The 17,903-nt window shown below is 38.2% G+C and carries 18 protein-coding genes; 14 read left to right on the forward strand and 4 right to left on the reverse strand.

Annotated features, from left to right (window positions below):
* Nucleotides 1–251: 251 nt before the first annotated feature.
* Entirely contained in the window at nucleotides 252–443 is a 192-nt protein-coding gene (locus V7121_RS18010; RefSeq protein WP_335493508.1) for a hypothetical protein, read from the forward strand.
* A gap of 53 nt (nucleotides 444–496) precedes the next feature.
* On the opposite strand, the gene V7121_RS18015 is transcribed toward V7121_RS18010, so the two are convergent.
* Both V7121_RS18015 and V7121_RS18020 read right to left on the reverse strand, forming a co-directional pair.
* Complete coding sequence (locus tag V7121_RS18015) at nucleotides 497–1,024, reverse strand: tryptophan transporter (protein ID WP_335493506.1); 528 nt, start codon at nucleotides 1,022–1,024, stop codon at nucleotides 497–499.
* 139 nt (nucleotides 1,025–1,163) lie between these two features.
* The gene (locus tag V7121_RS18020; protein WP_335493504.1) at nucleotides 1,164–1,589 is read right to left on the reverse strand and encodes an HIT family protein; all 426 of its coding nucleotides are present in this window, start codon (nucleotides 1,587–1,589) and stop codon (nucleotides 1,164–1,166) included.
* Between the two features lie 597 nt (nucleotides 1,590–2,186).
* On the opposite strand from V7121_RS18020, the gene V7121_RS18025 reads away from it, so the two are divergent.
* The 3 genes from V7121_RS18025 (at nucleotide 2,187) to V7121_RS18035 (ending at nucleotide 4,952) form a co-directional block, all read left to right on the forward strand.
* Nucleotides 2,187–2,927 (forward strand): ABC transporter ATP-binding protein, encoded by a 741-nt coding sequence (locus V7121_RS18025; protein WP_335493502.1) that lies wholly within the window; start codon nucleotides 2,187–2,189, stop codon nucleotides 2,925–2,927.
* Complete coding sequence (locus V7121_RS18030) at nucleotides 2,920–4,131, forward strand: ABC transporter permease (protein WP_335547320.1); 1,212 nt, start codon at nucleotides 2,920–2,922, stop codon at nucleotides 4,129–4,131. The genes V7121_RS18025 and V7121_RS18030 overlap by 8 nt, the downstream gene beginning before the upstream one ends.
* A gap of 95 nt (nucleotides 4,132–4,226) precedes the next feature.
* On the forward strand, nucleotides 4,227–4,952 hold the full coding sequence (locus V7121_RS18035) for an EcsC family protein (protein ID WP_335547322.1): 726 nt from the start codon (nucleotides 4,227–4,229) through the stop codon (nucleotides 4,950–4,952).
* 17 nt (nucleotides 4,953–4,969) lie between these two features.
* On the opposite strand, the gene V7121_RS18040 is transcribed toward V7121_RS18035, so the two are convergent.
* Complete coding sequence (locus V7121_RS18040; protein ID WP_335547324.1) at nucleotides 4,970–6,148, reverse strand: M20 family metallopeptidase; 1,179 nt, start codon at nucleotides 6,146–6,148, stop codon at nucleotides 4,970–4,972.
* 145 nt (nucleotides 6,149–6,293) lie between these two features.
* Between V7121_RS18040 and V7121_RS18045 the strand changes: the two genes are divergently transcribed.
* Nucleotides 6,294–6,929 carry a phosphatase PAP2 family protein gene (locus tag V7121_RS18045; RefSeq protein WP_335493494.1) on the forward strand — a complete coding sequence of 212 codons (636 nt, stop codon included), beginning with the start codon at nucleotides 6,294–6,296 and terminating at the stop codon, nucleotides 6,927–6,929.
* 38 nt (nucleotides 6,930–6,967) lie between these two features.
* Here V7121_RS18045 and V7121_RS18050 read toward each other — a convergent pair whose 3' ends face one another.
* Nucleotides 6,968–8,368 carry a hypothetical protein gene (locus V7121_RS18050; RefSeq protein ID WP_335493492.1) on the reverse strand — a complete coding sequence of 467 codons (1,401 nt, stop codon included), beginning with the start codon at nucleotides 8,366–8,368 and terminating at the stop codon, nucleotides 6,968–6,970.
* A gap of 298 nt (nucleotides 8,369–8,666) precedes the next feature.
* Between V7121_RS18050 and hemE the strand changes: the two genes are divergently transcribed.
* From hemE to V7121_RS18095, 9 genes are all read left to right on the forward strand, one after another.
* Nucleotides 8,667–9,713, forward strand: coding sequence for a uroporphyrinogen decarboxylase (gene hemE, locus V7121_RS18055; protein ID WP_335493490.1), 1,047 nt, complete (start codon nucleotides 8,667–8,669; stop codon nucleotides 9,711–9,713).
* Nucleotides 9,714–9,874: 161 nt separating this feature from the next.
* The gene (hemH, locus tag V7121_RS18060) at nucleotides 9,875–10,810 is read left to right on the forward strand and encodes a ferrochelatase (protein ID WP_335493488.1); all 936 of its coding nucleotides are present in this window, start codon (nucleotides 9,875–9,877) and stop codon (nucleotides 10,808–10,810) included.
* 36 nt (nucleotides 10,811–10,846) lie between these two features.
* Nucleotides 10,847–12,271 carry a protoporphyrinogen oxidase gene (gene hemY, locus V7121_RS18065; protein ID WP_335493486.1) on the forward strand — a complete coding sequence of 475 codons (1,425 nt, stop codon included), beginning with the start codon at nucleotides 10,847–10,849 and terminating at the stop codon, nucleotides 12,269–12,271.
* A gap of 126 nt (nucleotides 12,272–12,397) precedes the next feature.
* Nucleotides 12,398–13,132 carry an MBL fold metallo-hydrolase gene (locus V7121_RS18070; protein ID WP_335493484.1) on the forward strand — a complete coding sequence of 245 codons (735 nt, stop codon included), beginning with the start codon at nucleotides 12,398–12,400 and terminating at the stop codon, nucleotides 13,130–13,132.
* A 16-nt stretch (nucleotides 13,133–13,148) separates the two neighbouring features.
* Nucleotides 13,149–14,138: a lipoate--protein ligase gene (locus V7121_RS18075; RefSeq protein ID WP_335493482.1), complete on the forward strand. Its 990-nt coding sequence runs from the start codon at nucleotides 13,149–13,151 to the stop codon at nucleotides 14,136–14,138.
* Nucleotides 14,139–14,290: 152 nt separating this feature from the next.
* Nucleotides 14,291–15,856 carry a fatty acid--CoA ligase family protein gene (locus tag V7121_RS18080; RefSeq protein ID WP_335493480.1) on the forward strand — a complete coding sequence of 522 codons (1,566 nt, stop codon included), beginning with the start codon at nucleotides 14,291–14,293 and terminating at the stop codon, nucleotides 15,854–15,856.
* A gap of 49 nt (nucleotides 15,857–15,905) precedes the next feature.
* Entirely contained in the window at nucleotides 15,906–16,682 is a 777-nt protein-coding gene (locus tag V7121_RS18085) for an enoyl-CoA hydratase-related protein (RefSeq protein WP_335493478.1), read from the forward strand.
* A gap of 107 nt (nucleotides 16,683–16,789) precedes the next feature.
* Entirely contained in the window at nucleotides 16,790–17,521 is a 732-nt protein-coding gene (locus tag V7121_RS18090; protein ID WP_335493476.1) for an AzlC family ABC transporter permease, read from the forward strand.
* Nucleotides 17,511–17,819 carry an AzlD domain-containing protein gene (locus V7121_RS18095; RefSeq protein WP_335493474.1) on the forward strand — a complete coding sequence of 103 codons (309 nt, stop codon included), beginning with the start codon at nucleotides 17,511–17,513 and terminating at the stop codon, nucleotides 17,817–17,819. Before V7121_RS18090 ends, V7121_RS18095 begins: the two co-directional genes overlap by 11 nt.
* Nucleotides 17,820–17,903 lie beyond the last annotated feature (84 nt).

The following is a 17,903-nucleotide window of genomic DNA, read 5'->3' on the forward strand; positions in this document are numbered from 1 at the left end:
TTTAAAAATTAAAACAATAATCTATTGAAATTTTAAAAAAAGCAACTTTTGTAAATATAATAGTCTAAAATACAAGGTTATCCTCCGAATAATAGCAACTTTTTGAAAATTTAAGATAAAAATAGTTTTAAAAATAGGATGGATCGCTCCCCTCGTCATGTAGACCATGTTCATAGGAATGGACATGTAAACATATAAATAGTTACAACTAATGCTCAAATTCTGAAACTAGATAGGGGGACTTAGGAAAAATGAAAATTGCTGCCATCATTTTTTTTCTGTTTAGCGCTTACCTTTTATTAGGTGCTATTAAATATTGCTTGGACCTAACTAGACCCGGTGTATATCCTCCAAAACAAGTGATAAAGAAACGTGCTGCTGCTCTATTTGGAGGTGGAGTAATTTTCCTATTAATTACTGTGGTAATCTATAAATTTCTATAGAGGATAATAAGAAAGAACCCCACGGGGTTCTTTCTTAAAAAGGATCCCGTCCATTATTTTTGAATGACGGAAGGTGTTGTTAATTTAGTTCGCTTAACAATGGATTGAGCTACAGGATACAAAATAATCATAACAACGGTATTCAGGGCGATAGCTGGCAAAACACCTGCCGCAAAAAGTGCAGTAAAGGACGCAGGTAAGCCAACTAGAAAGAATGCAGCCGTTAAAAAGATTGTACCTGAAACGAGCGTTCCGATAGCGGTTAATACACCAACACTTACAATCGAATTCCGGTATTTTTTTAAGACTAAAAACAAACCGAGGAATACTAATGCAGTAATGGGTTTATCAATGATATTAGGAATCTGTCCCCCAGGAAAACCTGTTGTTAATGCAGACAGTATCCCAGTTACAATTGATAAAAGCATAACACTCTTTACCTCTGGAATAAGGATAATACCTAAAAACATCATTGCAAGCATCATGTCAGGTTTAATTCCTAGAAAACTAGGCATTACCGTGTGCAAGACTACCCCAATCCCTGCTAATAGTGCTAAAACTACAATGTTCTTCGTATTCATTTCTCTTCTCTCCTCTGCTATACTAATCTATTTGTTTCTCCTGCAGTGCACTATTTGCCTGCAGCGAAAAACCTGTTTTCATTATAACATAATAATATATAAATAATAAAGAAATAATTTTCAGATAATTGAAAATTCCTCAAAAATCTATCTTTTCATTAATATTACCTGCCATATCTTCTAACATTTGAAAAGTATACTCACTTTGATTGCTTTTCCATACAGCACCAAATCCATCGCCTTTTCCATAACGCGGAATTAAATGCATATGATAATGAAAGACAGATTGGCCTGCATGTTCACCATTATTATTTATAGAATTTAATCCAATTGGGTTGAATTCTTTTTTTAAGGCATTTGCAATGGCAGGGACAACTTCAAAAAGGTTTCTGGCGATTTCGGGAGTTAATTCAAACAGGTTTTCCTTATGTACTTTCGGAATAACTAATGTATGTCCTTTTGTTACCTGGGTAATATCTAAAAAAGCTAAAACGTGTTCATTCTCAAACACCTTAGCTGCTGGTATTTCTCCATTAACAATTTTACAAAAAATACAATCGCTCATTCATACACTATCCCTTCTGTATAGTTTGTATTATTTTACCATACAAATTCAAAAAAAGAAAAAGGCAGGATCCGCGTGGAATCCTGCCCTCTCGAAGGGGAATTGCTTCAAAAGGTACGTTCATTAGGAGTGTTCTTTGATAAACACCTCATTTTTCATAGAGTGTTTTTATAAAGAAACATTTTTATTGTTCAAGCTGACCATCCCCTATAGTGTTTTTATATGTTTTCCCAACTTATAAAAACAGGTCGAAGTCTGCGGTAAACACCTCATTTAATGTTTATTTTTTACGATAAACAATTACTTGGTGTTACTAGAACTCAAAATGGTTACTGTGCACATTGTACAAAACAACCATCCCCTTATCTGAAACGAATTGGAAGCTCACTTTTTTTGAAATGTTAATTGTCTTTGACAGACACCTCATCTCAAGTTTTGATGAATCGCTTCATCGAAGTAAGTTGTTTCCCCTTCGAATATTATGATAACCAATCCCAAAAGTAATATACAAAAACATGATAAAAATTTGAAAACTATTTTTATCTAAGGCAATTTGTTAAAATAAAAAGATAATCCTGCGTAGGAAGGACGTTGTAAATGTCTTTATTAATGATTGAAAATCTTGTCGGTGGATATACAAGGAATCCTGTCTTAAAAGATGTTTCCTTTGAAGTAAAAGAAAAAGAGCTCGTCGGTCTCATTGGTTTGAATGGGGCGGGTAAGAGTACAACCATTAAACACATCATTGGTTTGATGGAACCGCAAAAAGGTACAGTAAAAATTAAAGGACAAACGTTTACTGAAAATAAAGAAGCTTATCGCAAGATGTTTACCTTTGTGCCAGAAACCCCAGTTTTATATGAAGAACTAACATTAGAAGAGCATCTGAGACTTACTGCAATGGCATATGGTCTTAATGAGTCCACTTTTAAAGAGCGAGTAGCTCCATTACTGTCAGAATTTCGGATGGAAAAGCGGTTAAAGTGGTTTCCTGCTCATTTTTCAAAAGGCATGAAGCAAAAGGTCATGATAATGTGTGCATTTTTAATTCAGCCATCATTATATATTGTTGATGAACCATTTGTTGGACTTGATCCACTTGGAATACAGTCCCTGCTTGATTTAATGAAAAAAATGAAAGATAACGGGGCTGGCATCCTTATGTCCACACATATTCTTGCGACTGCGGAAAAATATTGTGACCGATTTGTGATCCTGCATGAAGGAAAAATACGTGCAAAAGGGACGCTAGAGGAGCTGAGGGAGCAATTTTCTATGCCAACTGCTTCGTTAGATGACCTATATATTCAATTAACAAAGGAAGAAAATTATGTTTGAGGATAAAAAACTTTGGAAGGACCGAGCTAGCGGTCGGATTAAGGATTTAGGCAGGTATTTGCGCTATATTTTTAATGGGCATCTTGTCGTTGTTTTATTGTTTTTAATTGGGACAGCCTCTTTTTATTATCAAAGCTGGATTGAAAACTTACCCGATAGCTTTCCGGTTGAATTAATTATCGCAATTGTCATTGGTTTTTTGTTAACCTACAGCCCAGTTTACAATTTTCTGCTGGAAGCTGACCAGGTATTTATCCTCGCTCTTGAGGATAAATTAAAAGGGTATTTTCTTCGTTCTGGGGTCGCCAGTCTTGTTTTTCAAGGATATCTTCTGCTTATGGTATTGGCGGTGATGATGCCAATGTATGCACATGTAAGCGGTGAGGGATACCGTTCATTTTTGCCTTTTTTCGTTAGTCTTATCTTGGTCAAAGTATGGAATTTAGTTACTAGCTGGCGAATAGATTATTTTGTGCAGTCGTCTGTCCATAGGTGGGACGTCGTTGTTCGATACTGTATTAATGCAACATTTACTTTTTTGTTATTTAAACAAGCAAACCTAATTATTATGTTAGTCCTTGTGGTGGTTGGTGCCTTGTACTATCTTAACTTTTCAAATCAGACAAAGAAAATGGGGCTAAAATGGGATTTATTGATTCAACAAGAAGAAAAAAGAATGTCTTCTTTTTACAGACTAGCTAACATGTTTACCGATGTGCCTAAATTAAGGGATACGGTAAAAAGGAGGAAATGGCTAGATCTATTTCTTAACCGCATTAAATTTTCTCGTGAAAATACATACCTTTATTTGTTTTCGAGAGCGTTTCTACGGTCCTCGGATTATTTTGGGCTCTTTATCCGCTTAACAGTTATTGGTGGACTCGCGATATATTTTATTTCTTTTGGAATGGGCCAAATTTTACTTGGTATATTGTTCTTATATTTAACAGGTTTTCAACTTCTTCCGCTTTGGAATCATCATCAAAATAAACTATGGGTAGATTTATACCCGGTGGAACCAAAATATAAAACGGGTGCATTTTCCTCGTTATTAATGATCATTCTAACAATCCAAACGGTTATTTACTCCCTGCTTGTTGTAGTGAAGGGTGAGCTTTTAATTTCCCTGCTTTCTTTATTAGCTGGATTAGTGTTTAGTTATATTTTTGTGTATTTCTACGCTAAAAATCGGTTAAAAGGATAATCAAAGTAGTCCCCTTTTTCAAAAAGGGGACTTTTTTGAAACTATGGGCGGAGATCTTCGTATGTATGCATAAGATTGTAGTGGAGGGGTGACATATGAACGAGTATGAATTAAAGATTTTAGACGAAGTCGAAGAATGGAAGCGAAAATTAACCAGACGTTCAGGAATGATGAACCGCATTTCCAAAAAAGCACAATTGAAAATTAATGACTTCATCCCAGAAAAGGTTCATGAGGTTATGACTGAAAGTATTAAAGCAATGGTTAAAGCAACTTTATTTGGCTCCCAAATGACAACGAATAAGGACCAGGCACGCGGGTTAAGCCTAGAAGAAAGAGATGAAATTGCAGCTAAAAAAATAGCGGTGTTTCAGAAGACAGCGATGATCGAAGGTGCAGGTACAGGGGCAGGTGGAATTTTATTAGGTCTGGCTGACTTTCCATTACTGTTATCCATTAAGATGAAATTTCTTTTTGAAGCAGCCTCAATCTACGGTTTTAATACAAAGGAGTATTCTGAGAGACTGTTTATCCTCCATGTTTTTCAACTAGCATTTTCAAGTGAAGAGATTCGTAAAAATACCTTAGCTGAAATTGAAAACTGGGAGAACCGCAAACAGACGCTTGTAGAAATGGATTGGCGCAAATTTCAGCAAGAGTACCGCGATTATATCGACCTTGCAAAAATGCTCCAGCTTGTTCCTGGAATTGGTGCATTTGTCGGTGCTTATGCAAATAATAATCTCCTCAAGCATTTAGGAGAGACAGCGATGAATGCTTATCGTTTAAGATTATTACAAAAATCCCCTGACACAATTTGAGTCGAGGGGATTTTTTCTCACTTGTTACACTGTATGTTAATAGCCGCTGCACCCAGTGTTTTCGCTGCAATTAACATCGCATTTTCATCAATATCGAATTTGGGGTGGTGGTGTGGGTAGCCTGTCTCATTACCAATAGGTTTTGCACCTGTGAAGAAGAACGTACCAGGCACGTTTTGCAAATAATAAGCAAAATCTTCTCCGCCCATTTGCGGTTCGGTTTCTTCAATCGTGTGGACTTCTGTGACTTGTTGTGCACAAGAAGTTATAAAAGCTGTTTCTTTTAGATGATTGACCACTGCTGGGTAGCCACGCTCATACTTAAAGTTATAAGAACTGCCTGTCATTGCACATGTACCTGCAATAATTCGTTCCATTTCATCTTCAATAAATTGGCGGACGTCATCATTGAAGGTTCGGACCGTGCCTATGAGCTGGGCTTTGTCCGCAATAACGTTAAATGCATTTTGAGCTGAAAAAGAGCCGACGGTGACAACAGCGGAATCGATTGGATTTACCCTGCGACTGACAATCTGCTGCAGATTTAAGACCAGCTGAGAGGCTATAACGATAGCGTCCTCTGTCTTATGAGGCTGGGCTCCATGGCCGCCTTTGCCTTGAATTTCAATTTCAAACCGGTCTGCTGCTGCCATAATCGGTCCCGTTCGATATTGAATGGTTCCTGTAGGTTCACTTGCCCATAAATGCGTACCAAAAATTACATCCACACCCTCTAGGCAGCCGTCTTCTATCATTGAATTCGCTCCACCGGGGGCATACTCCTCTGCATGTTGGTGGATAAAGACATACGTGCCTTCCAAATCCTCTTTTAGGTCATTTAATATTTTGGCAAGGACAAGGAGAGTCGCTGTATGCCCATCATGTCCACAAGCATGCATGACCCCAGGGATTAACGATTTATAAGGAACATCCTTTTCATCCTGAATAGGTAAAGCATCAAAATCTGCCCGTAAGGCTACGGTCTTACCAGGTTTTTTACCATAAACCTTGGCAACTACACCATTCCCGCCAACATTCCCTTTGACTTCAATTTGGAGTTTTTCATAAAAGGATTGAATGAACTTTGCTGTATTATACTCTTGAAAAGATAATTCCGGATGCTGGTGCATATAGCGGCGAATCGTAACCATTTCTTCGTAGGAACCTTCAAGTGCTGAAAACAACTTGTTTAACATATTTATCCCCCCAAACATATTAGAAATGAAAAGGTATTATCAAACTATTTTAACACCTTTATACTATAAAGTAGATTTTTATATTCAATTTATTTATAATTTTACTAGAATTTCAATTAGTAATGTGCAGGAAAGGGTATGGAGGATGAAACGAAATAACAAAAGGAATTTTTCCTATTTATTTATTATTTTCGCTGTCTTATGCGCAGTATTTATATCCATTAATGTGGCAATGAGAAGCCAATTTTGGATAGATGAACAGGTTGCAGGGCTGTTTTCACATGTTCCTGAATCAGTCATTCCATTTTTTATTCAAATTACTGTAATGGGCGATAAAATAGGAATAGGGGTAGCAGCGTTACTTGCACTTGTCTGGCTGTTATTAAAAAAAAGAAATTTGCTTGGTGCAGCAGTCCTTGCATTATCATTGGGCATCGGGAATGAAGTTAGTAAGATATTAAAAGATGCTTTTCAGCGACCAAGGCCAGACCTTGAGCATCTTGTTTATGTAAAGAGTTATAGTTTCCCGAGCGGTCATGCCATGGTTGGGATGATTGTTTATTTCATGATTGCGTATCTGCTATTGGAGGAAGCAAAATCTAGAGCTGGAAAAGTAACGATTGCTGTCATCACAGCCATCCTGCTATTATTGATTGGGGCCAGCCGAATTATCCTGCATGTACATTATCCTACGGATGTCATAGGCGGCTATGCATTAGGATATCTTTGGGTTGTTATTTGGATTTTACTATACAACTATTTTAAAAAACGAGCAAAATAAGCAAGAGGCTGGTCAGATGATCAGCCTCTTTGTTTCGGTTAAATTAAGAACATTGCTGCTATTGTTGTTACAACGAGACCAATGACAACTGGGAGGAGGTTTCGCCTTGCAAGTTCGAATGGGTCAACATTACAGATTGCAGCTGCTGGAATTAACGCCCATGGGACAAGTGTCCCACCGCCCACCCAGATTGCGGCAATTTGCCCGAGGGCTGTTAGTGTGGCAGCACCTTTGCCAATCGCAATGGCAAAAAGGCTTGCGACTGAGCCGGCAAGAGAAATACCTGAAAAGCCTGATCCATCCAAACCGGTAATCGCCCCTACTGTTGTTAAGGTAATTGCCCCAACTTCTTTACTCAATGGTACGATATTAGCTAGAGAAACGCCTAAGTCATTAACAATACCTTGCGATGCTTTTGGTAAGTAATCCCCAATGATTTTTCCAAATCCAGCATCACCTAAATAAAAGAAGGCGGCAATTGGGATAACAGGACCGAAAACCTTAAATCCAAATTGGAATCCTTCAATTAAATATTGGGTTGTTTTTTCTAAGCCTTTATTTTTATGACTTGTTAGTGTAATTAATAGAAGAATAAGAATGGAGGTACCACCGATTAATGCAGTAGCATCCCCGCCAGCTAAATCTAGAACAGACATAGCGGCTACATCGGCTGCAAATAATAATGGTACTAGAAAAGCAAAGAAACGTTTTTGCCCAAGTGATAAAAGCGTAGGGTGTTCGATGGTTCCCTCAGATGGAGTTTCCTCGTTGACAGAGGTTGTAGTAGTTAGTACACCGCGCTTCATATCCCTCCTTAAGAAGTAGAAAGCAGCAACGGTTGTCACTAGACCCATAATAAACACTAATGGAATGCTTGCATCAATAACATCTTGAATAGGAATACCGGCTGCATCAGAGGTTAACTTAGGAGCAGCTTGAATGACAAAGTCACCTGATAAAGCGATTCCATGACCAAACAAGTTCATCGCCATCGCTACGCCTAGTGCTGGGAGTCCGGCACGAATAGCAACGGGAAGAAGTACAGCCCCTAATAAGGCAACAGCAGGTGATGGCCAGAAGAACCAAGAGATCACCATCATGAGAATACCAATTGTCCAATACGCAAGTGTTGGATTGCGGATTAACTTTCGAAATGGTGAAATCATGACATCATTAATTCCGGTTACCGTTAATGTATTGCTCATCGCAACAATTATGGAAATAACGAGAATAGTAGATAATAATTCTGTAATGGCATAACTGAAACTGTTGAAGATGCTGCTTATTGAATGACTTAACGACCCTGTTGCTGTAATAGCAATTAGGAAAATACCAACGATACATACAATCGACGTGTCCCGTCTCATTACCATGAACCCAATAATAAGGACTATAAAGGTCACATAGATCCAATGAAGAGCAGTAAGCTCGACTACCATTCCATTCCCTCCTCTCATTTACCAAGAGGGCTATAGCCCTGTTGGATGTAATACAGAATATGAAAATTGCCTTAAGTGGTGAGAGGAAAGTGAAAAAATTATGGGAAGTGGTTTGCTGATTTTTACAAATTTAAAAACATAAAAACGACTTTTTTTTGACAGTTAATATCGTTAGCTATACACAAATAGGATAAATAGATATAGTAAAAACAGTTTAGAAACAATCAGTAAGTTTTAAATTTATGCTATATATATTAAAATGGACAACAGACACGTTTTGAAAGGTGGACATACAGTAATGACAAGACCGATTAATGAAACATTTTTAAAAGCCGCAAGAGGTGAGAAAACAGACCATGTACCTGTTTGGTACATGCGTCAGGCTGGTCGTTCACAGCCAGAATACAGAGCAATTAAAGAAAAATACTCACTTTTTGAAATTACTCACCAGCCGGAGTTATGTGCATATGTTACGCGCTTGCCTGTTGAGCAATATAATGTGGATGCAGCGATTTTATATAAGGATATCATGACACCGCTTCCTGCGATTGGTATGGAAGTTGAAATAAAGGGTGGAATTGGACCAGTTATTGATAATCCAATTCGTTCTTTGGCTGATGTTGAAAAATTAGGTGAAATAAATCCAGAACAAGATGTTCCTTATGTTTTAGATACAATTAAATTATTGACCCAAGAGCAGTTGTCTGTACCATTAATTGGTTTCTCAGGTGCCCCTTTCACGCTTGCAAGTTATATGATCGAAGGCGGCCCATCTAAAAACTATAATAAGACAAAAGCATTTATGTATACCGAGCCAAAGGCATGGTTTGCCCTTATGGAAAAACTTGGCGATATGATCATTACATATGTGAAATCGCAGATTCAAGCTGGTGCACGTGCCATTCAGATTTTTGATTCATGGGTGGGAGCATTAAATGTTGAAGATTACCGTTATTTTATTAAACCAATTATGAACCGTATCTTTACTTCATTAAAAGAAGAAAATGTGCCGTTAATTATGTTTGGCGTCGGTGCCAGCCATCTAGCCTTAGAATGGAACGACCTGCCGCTTGATGTTGTCGGTTTAGATTGGCGCATGCCTATAAAGCAAGCAAGAGAAATAGGTATTCATAAGACTGTTCAAGGTAACCTAGACCCCGCTATTTTATTAGCACCTTGGGAAGTTATTGAGGAAAAGGCCAAGGCAATTTTAGATCAAGGAATGGCCCAAGATGGCTATATCTTTAATTTAGGTCACGGTGTATTCCCTTCTGTAAATCCAGAAACATTGAAAAAATTAGCATCATTTGTTCATGAGTACTCAGCATCAAAAGTAGGTCGTTAAGTTCACATCTTAAGTCTTAAAATTGGTAAGTAATCCAATTTTTTGGCACAATAATATAGCATGCTTTAAAAGGGGTCATTAAGGGCATTCCAGCCTTTAATGACCTTACCCAGAATAAATTGATGGGAAAAAGCGAAGAGATTTGAGAACGAGGTGCGAACATGACAAAAAGGAAAATGGGATTGCTGGTAATGGCTTACGGTACCCCATATACATTGGATGATTTAGAGGGTTACTATACCCACATTCGACACGGCCGTAAGCCCACTCCAGAGATGATTGAAGAACTGCGCAGCAGGTATGAAGCGATTGGCGGGATTTCCCCTTTGGCTAAGATTACACTAGAACAAGCAGAAAAACTCGAAGAACATTTAAATAGAATGCAACCAAACATAGAATTTAAAATGTATCTTGGATTAAAACACATCAAACCGTTTATTGAAGATGCTGTTAAACAAATGCATGCGGATGGTATAGAAGAGGCAATTAGTATCGTTCTTGCTCCTCATTTCTCAACCTTCAGTATTAAATCCTATAATGGAAGAGCGTTAGAAGAAGCAGAAAAATTAGGCGGAAAGTTAATAATAAGGTCGATTGAAAGCTGGTACCAGGAACCAAAGTTTATTGAATATTGGGCTGAAAAGGTTAAACAAGTCTTTGCAAAAATGCCGGAGGGTGAAAGAAACCAGTCAGTGCTGATTGTTTCTGCCCATAGTCTGCCCGAAAAAATACTTCAATTTGGAGACCCATATCCACGCCAGCTGCAAGAAACAGCGGACCTAATTGCAGAACAGGCAGGAATAAAAAATTATGTGGTTGGCTGGCAAAGTGCTGGGCAAACTCCAGAACCTTGGCTTGGTCCAGATGTTCAGGATTTAACTAGAGATTTATATAAAGAGCACCATTATAAGGCGTTTGTATATGCACCGGTAGGGTTTGTATGTGAACACCTTGAAGTGCTATATGACAATGATTTTGAATGTAGAAAAGTGACGGAAGAATTAGGTGCAAGTTATTATCGCCCGGAAATGCCTAATGCTAAGGAAGAATTTATTGATGCATTGTCGACCGTCGTTCTTAAAATGACAGCACAATAAGCTTAAGAAAGTTTAAAATTGAAGAAGGTGACCACCGTGGCGGAAGAAAAACAAAAAGTAATTATCATTGGGGGAGGGATTGCTGGACTAACCTCAGCTTTCTATCTTCAAAAAGCAATACAGGAACAAAATCTCCCAATCGAGATTAAACTCATCGAAGCATCACACCGTCTCGGCGGCAAGATGCAAACCGTCGTTAAGGACGGTTTTACAATCGAGAGAGGGCCCGATTCATTCTTAGCTCGGAAGACGAGTATTATTAGGCTTGCAAAGGAAGTAGGAATGGATGATCAATTAGTCCATAATTCCACGGGTAAATCATTCGTTTTAGTAAACGAGAAACTACACTCTATGCCCGGTGGTTCGATCATGGGAATACCGACCGAAGTTGGACCGTTTATTACAACTGGTCTTTTTTCCATTCCCGGTAAACTAAGAGCTGCGGCCGATTTCATTCTACCAAGGTCAGAAAGTGGAAAAGACCAATCTTTAGGTGAATTTTTTAGAAGAAGACTTGGAGATGAGGTTGTTGAAAATTTAATTGAACCATTATTGTCTGGGATATACGCCGGAGATATTGATCAATTAAGCCTCATGTCTACATTTCCACAATTTTATGAGGTAGAACAGAAATACAGAAGCCTGATCATTGGCATGAAAAAATCCACTCCTTCCCAACCAAAACAGCCTGAAAGTAAGGAAAAAGATAAAGGTGCTTTTTTAACCTTTAAGACGGGACTTCAATCGTTTGCTGAAGCTATTGAAGCAAAAATAGACAGTAGATCCATTTTAAAAGGTCATCGTGTGGATAAAATTACAAAACACGGTAATAAATATGATGTTTACCTCAATAACGGTGAGACATTGTCGGCAGATAGTATTATTGCAGCCACTCCACATAAGTTAACCCAAGCGATGTTTGCCGATTATCATTTTTTTGATCCATTTAAAACAGTGCCTTCTACGTCGGTAGCAACTGTGGCTTTAGCATTTCCTGAAGAAGCAGTGAAGAATGATATTGATGGAACGGGCTTTGTAGTCTCAAGAAATAGTGATTATTCTATCACTGCCTGTACCTGGACACATAAAAAGTGGGCACATTCAACACCGAAAGGGAAAGTATTGCTTCGATGTTACGTCGGAAGGTCTGGTGATGAAACAATCGTTGACCTCTCAGATGATAGAATTATTAAAATTGTCCTTGATGACTTGAAAAAAACCATGGATATCACGATGAATCCTGATTTTTCCATTATTTCACGTTGGAAGAATTCAATGCCTCAATATACAGTAGGACACAAGAAAAGAATAGCAGAAATTACTGAGCACATGAATGCTGAGTTGCCTGGTGTATTTTTAGCAGGTTCTTCCTATGGTGGAGTTGGACTCCCTGATTGTATTGACCAAGGAGAGACAGCCGTCCAAAATGTAATGAATTATTTAAAAAAACAAGAGGTCTAAAAAAGAGCTGTTCATACTAACAGCTCTTTTTTCTGCACTATTCCAGTGAACAATTCTGCATAGTTTTCTGTTGTTTAATGTTTTGGAGTATATTAGGAATATAAACAATGAATTGGAGGGGCCAAATTGAAACTTACGATTATTGGTTATTGGGGTGGGTATCCGAAAAAGAATGGAGCTAGTTCAGGTTATTTGCTGGAACATGAAGGATATCAATTATTAATTGATTGTGGCAGCGGGGTTCTTTCTAAGTTACAAAATATTACACAACCAGAGAATTTAGATGCCGTTATTCTTTCACATTACCATCCCGATCACATTGCAGATATTGGTGTATTACAGCATGCGAGATTAATTCAAGGCTTTTTAGGAAAGAAGCCTCCAACTCTCCCACTATTTGGTCATCAATTGGACCCTTATGAATTTAGTAAATTGACCTATAAAGATATAACAAAAGGCGTTTCTTATACTCCGAATGAGACTCTTACAGTCGGTCCATTTCAAGTATCGTTTCTTAGGACCGATCATCCGGCCCCATGCTTCGCAATGAGAATTGAGGCCTCTGGGAAGTCAATTGTCTATACAGGTGATAGTTCCTTTAAAGATGAATTTATCGAGTTCAGCCAAAGCACTGATCTATTGCTGTGCGAATGTAACTTTTATAGACATCAAAATGGGAAGTCTGCTGGACATATGAATAGTGTTGATGCAGGGAAGTTTGCCCAAAAAGCGGAAGTCAAACAATTAATTCTAACCCACCTGCCTCATTATGGAGATATATCTGAGTTAATCACCGAAGCAGCAAATGAATTTACTGGTATAATAATGCTTGCAGAAGAGTTTCAATCTATTTCAATATAAGAAGGGGCAGAAAACTATGCTATTTATCGATAATAAAGGGATTACCGATCCGCAAATAAATTTGGCAATTGAAGAATACGCATTAAAAAATCTTGATATTAATGAGACATATTTATTATTTTACATAAATGAACCTTCAATCATTATTGGGAAAAATCAAAATACCATTGAAGAAATTAATACGGAGTATGTAGAAGGTAATAGTATTAAAGTTGTCCGCAGACTTTCTGGCGGCGGTGCGGTTTATCATGACCTTGGAAATTTAAATTTTAGCTTTATTACCAAGGATGATGGCGAAAGCTTTCATAACTTCCGTAAATTCACCGAGCCTGTAGTCTCTGCATTGAAAAAATTAGGGGTAAATGCAGAATTGAGTGGTCGGAATGACATAGAAGTCGGTGGCCGTAAAATCTCTGGTAATGCTCAATTCTCAACAAAGGGCAGAATGTTTAGCCATGGTACGCTGATGCTTAATTCTGAAATTGAAAACGTAGTATCAGCATTGAAAGTAAAGAAAGATAAGATAGAGTCAAAAGGGATTAAATCGGTCCGCAGCCGGGTTGCTAATATTTCTGAATTTCTTCCGGAAAAATTGGAGATTGGAGAATTCCGTTCAATATTGTTAAAGAATATATTTAAAGGCCAGCAAGAAATACCAGAATATGTTCTTACAGAAGAGGATTGGGAAAAGATTCATCAGCTCTCCAAAGAACGCTATCAAAACTGGGAATGGAATTATGGCAAATCACCTAAATTCAATCTGCAGAACTCTCACCGCTTTCCAGTAGGCTCGATTGATGTCCGTCTCGAGGTGAGTAAAGGGGTCATTGAAAATTGCAAAATCTATGGTGACTTTTTTGGCGTGGGTGATGTAAGTGAAATTGAGAATAAATTAATTGGTATTCGCTATGAAAAAAGTGAAATAGAAAAGGCGCTCGAAGGTTTGGATACTACTTATTACTTTGGAAATGTTGCAAAGGATGAATTTTTAAATTTATTATATTAAAAGCGGAGGCACAGCGTGGACACGCTGTGTTTTCTATTTAATCCGAATTTTCTATCATTATGCTTGAATAGGTTCATTTCTTTTAATATAATATATTTAGAAAATTGTCACAATTTTATGAATGAATGTTCATTCACATAAGGGGGAAAATTATGAATCTGTTATCACAGTTTGAAGAATCAGCGAAAAACTTTGCTGCTAAACCGGCCTATTATTTTATGGACCAAGCATGTACATATGCTGAATTAGACGTGGCCATTACAAAATTTGCATCTGGTCTTACAAAATTAGGAGTCAAACAGGGAGACCATATTGCATTATTATTAGGAAACTCCCCGCACTTTGTCATTAGTTTATATGGGGCATTAAGATTAGGAGCAACTGTTATTCCAGTCAATCCTATTTATACTGCAGATGAAATTGGCTACATATTAAATAATGGTGATGTTAAAGTAGTAGTTGCCCTAGACATGGCGATTCCGTTAGTTGAGAAATTGCATACTTTCCTACCTAAAATTGAGAATTACATTTTTTGTGAAACAACTCCAAATAGCAGTGTAGAATCCGTAATTGAAAATCTTTCAGGTTATTCAAAAATGAAATCGTTTACAGAGGTGGTCGCTTCCGGAGAACTTACCTTTAATGGACCTGAATTACAAGATGATGATACAGCTATTATTCTATATACTTCTGGTACCACTGGGAAACCCAAAGGCGCAATGTTAACCCATAACAATTTGTATAGTAACGCTAAAGATGTGGGTGAATATTTAAAAATGAATCCGGAAGATCGAATAGTGACCGTTCTGCCAATGTTTCATGTATTCTGCTTGACAGTTGCGTTAAATGCACCATTATTAAGTGGAGCGACACTATTAATTGAACCTAAATTTAGTCCAAAAGAAATTTTTGCACTTGTTAAGGAAAGTCAAGCGACTGTTTTTGCAGGTGTCCCTACCATGTATAATTTCCTCTTCCAATATCCAGAGGGCAATCCTGACGACCTAAAATCCTTACGCTTATGTATTTCAGGAGGTGCATCATTACCTGTAGCCCTCTTAAAAAACTTTGAAAAAAAGTTTAATGTAGCAGTTTCAGAAGGTTATGGCTTATCTGAAGCATCACCCGTAACCTGCTTTAATCCACTTGACCGGCCGCGCAAGCCTGGGTCGATCGGTACTTCCATTCTGCGTGTTGAAAATAAGGTTTTAAATGAAATGGGTGAAGAAGTTCCTGTAGGTCAGGTAGGGGAATTGGTTGTTAGAGGGCCGAATGTAATGAAGGGGTATTATAAAATGCCGGAAGAAACAGCTGCTGCAATTCGAAATGGCTGGCTTCACACCGGGGATCTTGCCAGAATGGATGAAGAGGGCTACTTTTATATTGTCGATCGAAAAAAGGACCTCATTTTAGTTGGAGGCTACAACGTCTACCCACGTGAAGTAGAGGAGATTATCTATAATCATCCCGATGTTGTCGAGGTTGCTGTTTTCGGTGTTCCAGATCCGAATCTTGGTGAGGCTGTTAAAGCATTTGTTGTCAGCAAGACCCCAGGACTTTCAGCAGAGCAATTACTAGATTACTGCAAGGAACATTTGGCAAAGTATAAAATTCCATCCTCGATTGATTTTATAGAAGAACTTCCAAAGAATACAACCGGAAAAATATTAAGAAGGGCACTGAAAGATCAAGTGCTCCAAGCTGTAAGTAATTCTTAACATAGAGGGCAGGTCAGTTAGACTGCTGCTGGTATAAGGGGGGCACATTGTGGAGTCAATATTACTGGAAATAACTAATCATGTAGCTTTAGTGACCATTAATCGAGCCGATGCTCTTAATGCATTTAACTATGAAATATTGCTCGGCTTACAGAAAAAGGTCGAAGACATTCGAACGAATCCAGAAATTCGGGCAGTCATATTTATTGGTACTGGTGAGAAAGCATTTAGTGTGGGGGCAGATTTAAAGGAAAGAAAAACGTTATCCGATGAACAGGTAAAACGGAACCTATACAAAATAAATGAAGTCTTTACGGCAATTGATAATTTGCCGCAACCGACCATAGCTGCTATTAACGGCTTTGCTTTTGGCGGCGGTATGGAACTAGCCTTGGCTTGTGATTTTCGTATCTCCGCAAGAGAGGCAGTAATGGGTTTAACGGAAACAAGTTTGGCCATCATTCCCGGTGCAGGTGGGACGCAAAGACTCCCGCGATTGATTGGGATGGCGAAGGCGTTGGAACTCATCTTAACTGCAAGGCGTTTATCTGCACCAGAGGCTATTTCCTTAGGACTGCTAACAAAGGTAGTGGAACGAAAAGAGTTAGTTACTGAGTGTTTTGCCTTTTGTTCACAATTACTTGCAAATGGCCCCATTGCCGTACAACAAGCGAAATTTGCCATAAAAAATGGAATGAACACTGACCTATATACTGGACTTCAATTGGAACGGAAGGCATATGAAGTAACGCTTCCAACAGAAGATCGAATCGAAGCATTACAGGCGTTCACAGAAAAAAGAAAGCCGATCTTTAAAGGGAAATAAAGAAACATGGTGCTAGTAATCTGGCACCATGTTTCTTTTTATTTTATTTTTACTGAAAATTTGCTATTATTTATGTTTATATGAGAAAGTGCAAGGGGGAGAAAAAGGTGGCGGAGCTATCATTTAGTAGAGAATCGACTGAATTTAAGAAGGGAATCCAAGCGGGGATTAGTATCGGTATTGGTTATTTTCCAATTGCGTTGACCTTTGGACTTCTCGCTAAAACGTCTGGATTATCAATTTATGAAACAATCTTGATGAGTCTCATTGTGTTTGCTGGAGCAGCCCAATATATCTCGCTAAGCTTAATCGCTTATGGAACGGGTATATTTGAAATCATATTAACAACATTTATTGTTAATATTCGTCATTTTTTAATGAGTACATCACTGAACGAGAAGGTTGAAGAGGATCATCTTCTCTATAAGTTAATTTATTCATTTGGTATTACAGATGAAACATTTTCAGTTGTTGCTACAAAAGATGGCCCTGTGTCAACAGGTTTTTTGTTTGGCGTTATCTCTGTATCTTATTCCAGTTGGGTGGTTTTTTCAGGAGTAGGTCATTTAATTGGGGCAAGTCTGCCTAAAACATTACAGGAGAGTATGTCAGTTGCTCTTTATGCTATGTTTATTGGCCTCTTGGTTCCGTCCATGAAAAAAAGTGTAAAAGTGGTATGTTTAGCGGTGCTAGCCGCTGTTTTTAATACGATTTTTACAATTGGAAACCTAATGGCTCAAGGCTGGGCAATTGTTACAGCAACGCTTCTTTCAGCTATCATTATCGAAACAGCTGAAGTAATTAAAATGAGAAATCGGAGTGTCAGACATGAAGACTGAAATCGTTTGGATGATCATTGGAATGGGTTTGGTTACATATATTCCGCGGATGCTCCCTTTCGTATTATTTAAAGGGAAGGAGCTGCCGCCTTTTGTTCAAGGTGTATTAAAAAATGTCCCGTTTGCGACGCTGGGGGCATTAATTTTTCCTGCCATTATTTTTATACAAAAAAACGATATTTGGTATGGGGTATTGGGTGCAGCCGCTGCCTTGATTGCTGCCTTCTTAGGAGCTAATGTCATTGTTGTTGTACTTGGTTCTATTGCTGTCCTATCCATTTATTCGTTCCTAATGTAAAACGGCAACAGTTCATTACACCTGAAGGGCGTTTCCGCTTTTCTTTACTGTCTAGCTCCAGCGCCCTAGCGGCTAGTGTCCTTC

The sequence above is a fragment of the Neobacillus drentensis genome (assembly GCF_036962125.1).
GTDB lineage: Bacteria > Bacillota > Bacilli > Bacillales > Cytobacillaceae > Neobacillus > Neobacillus drentensis_B.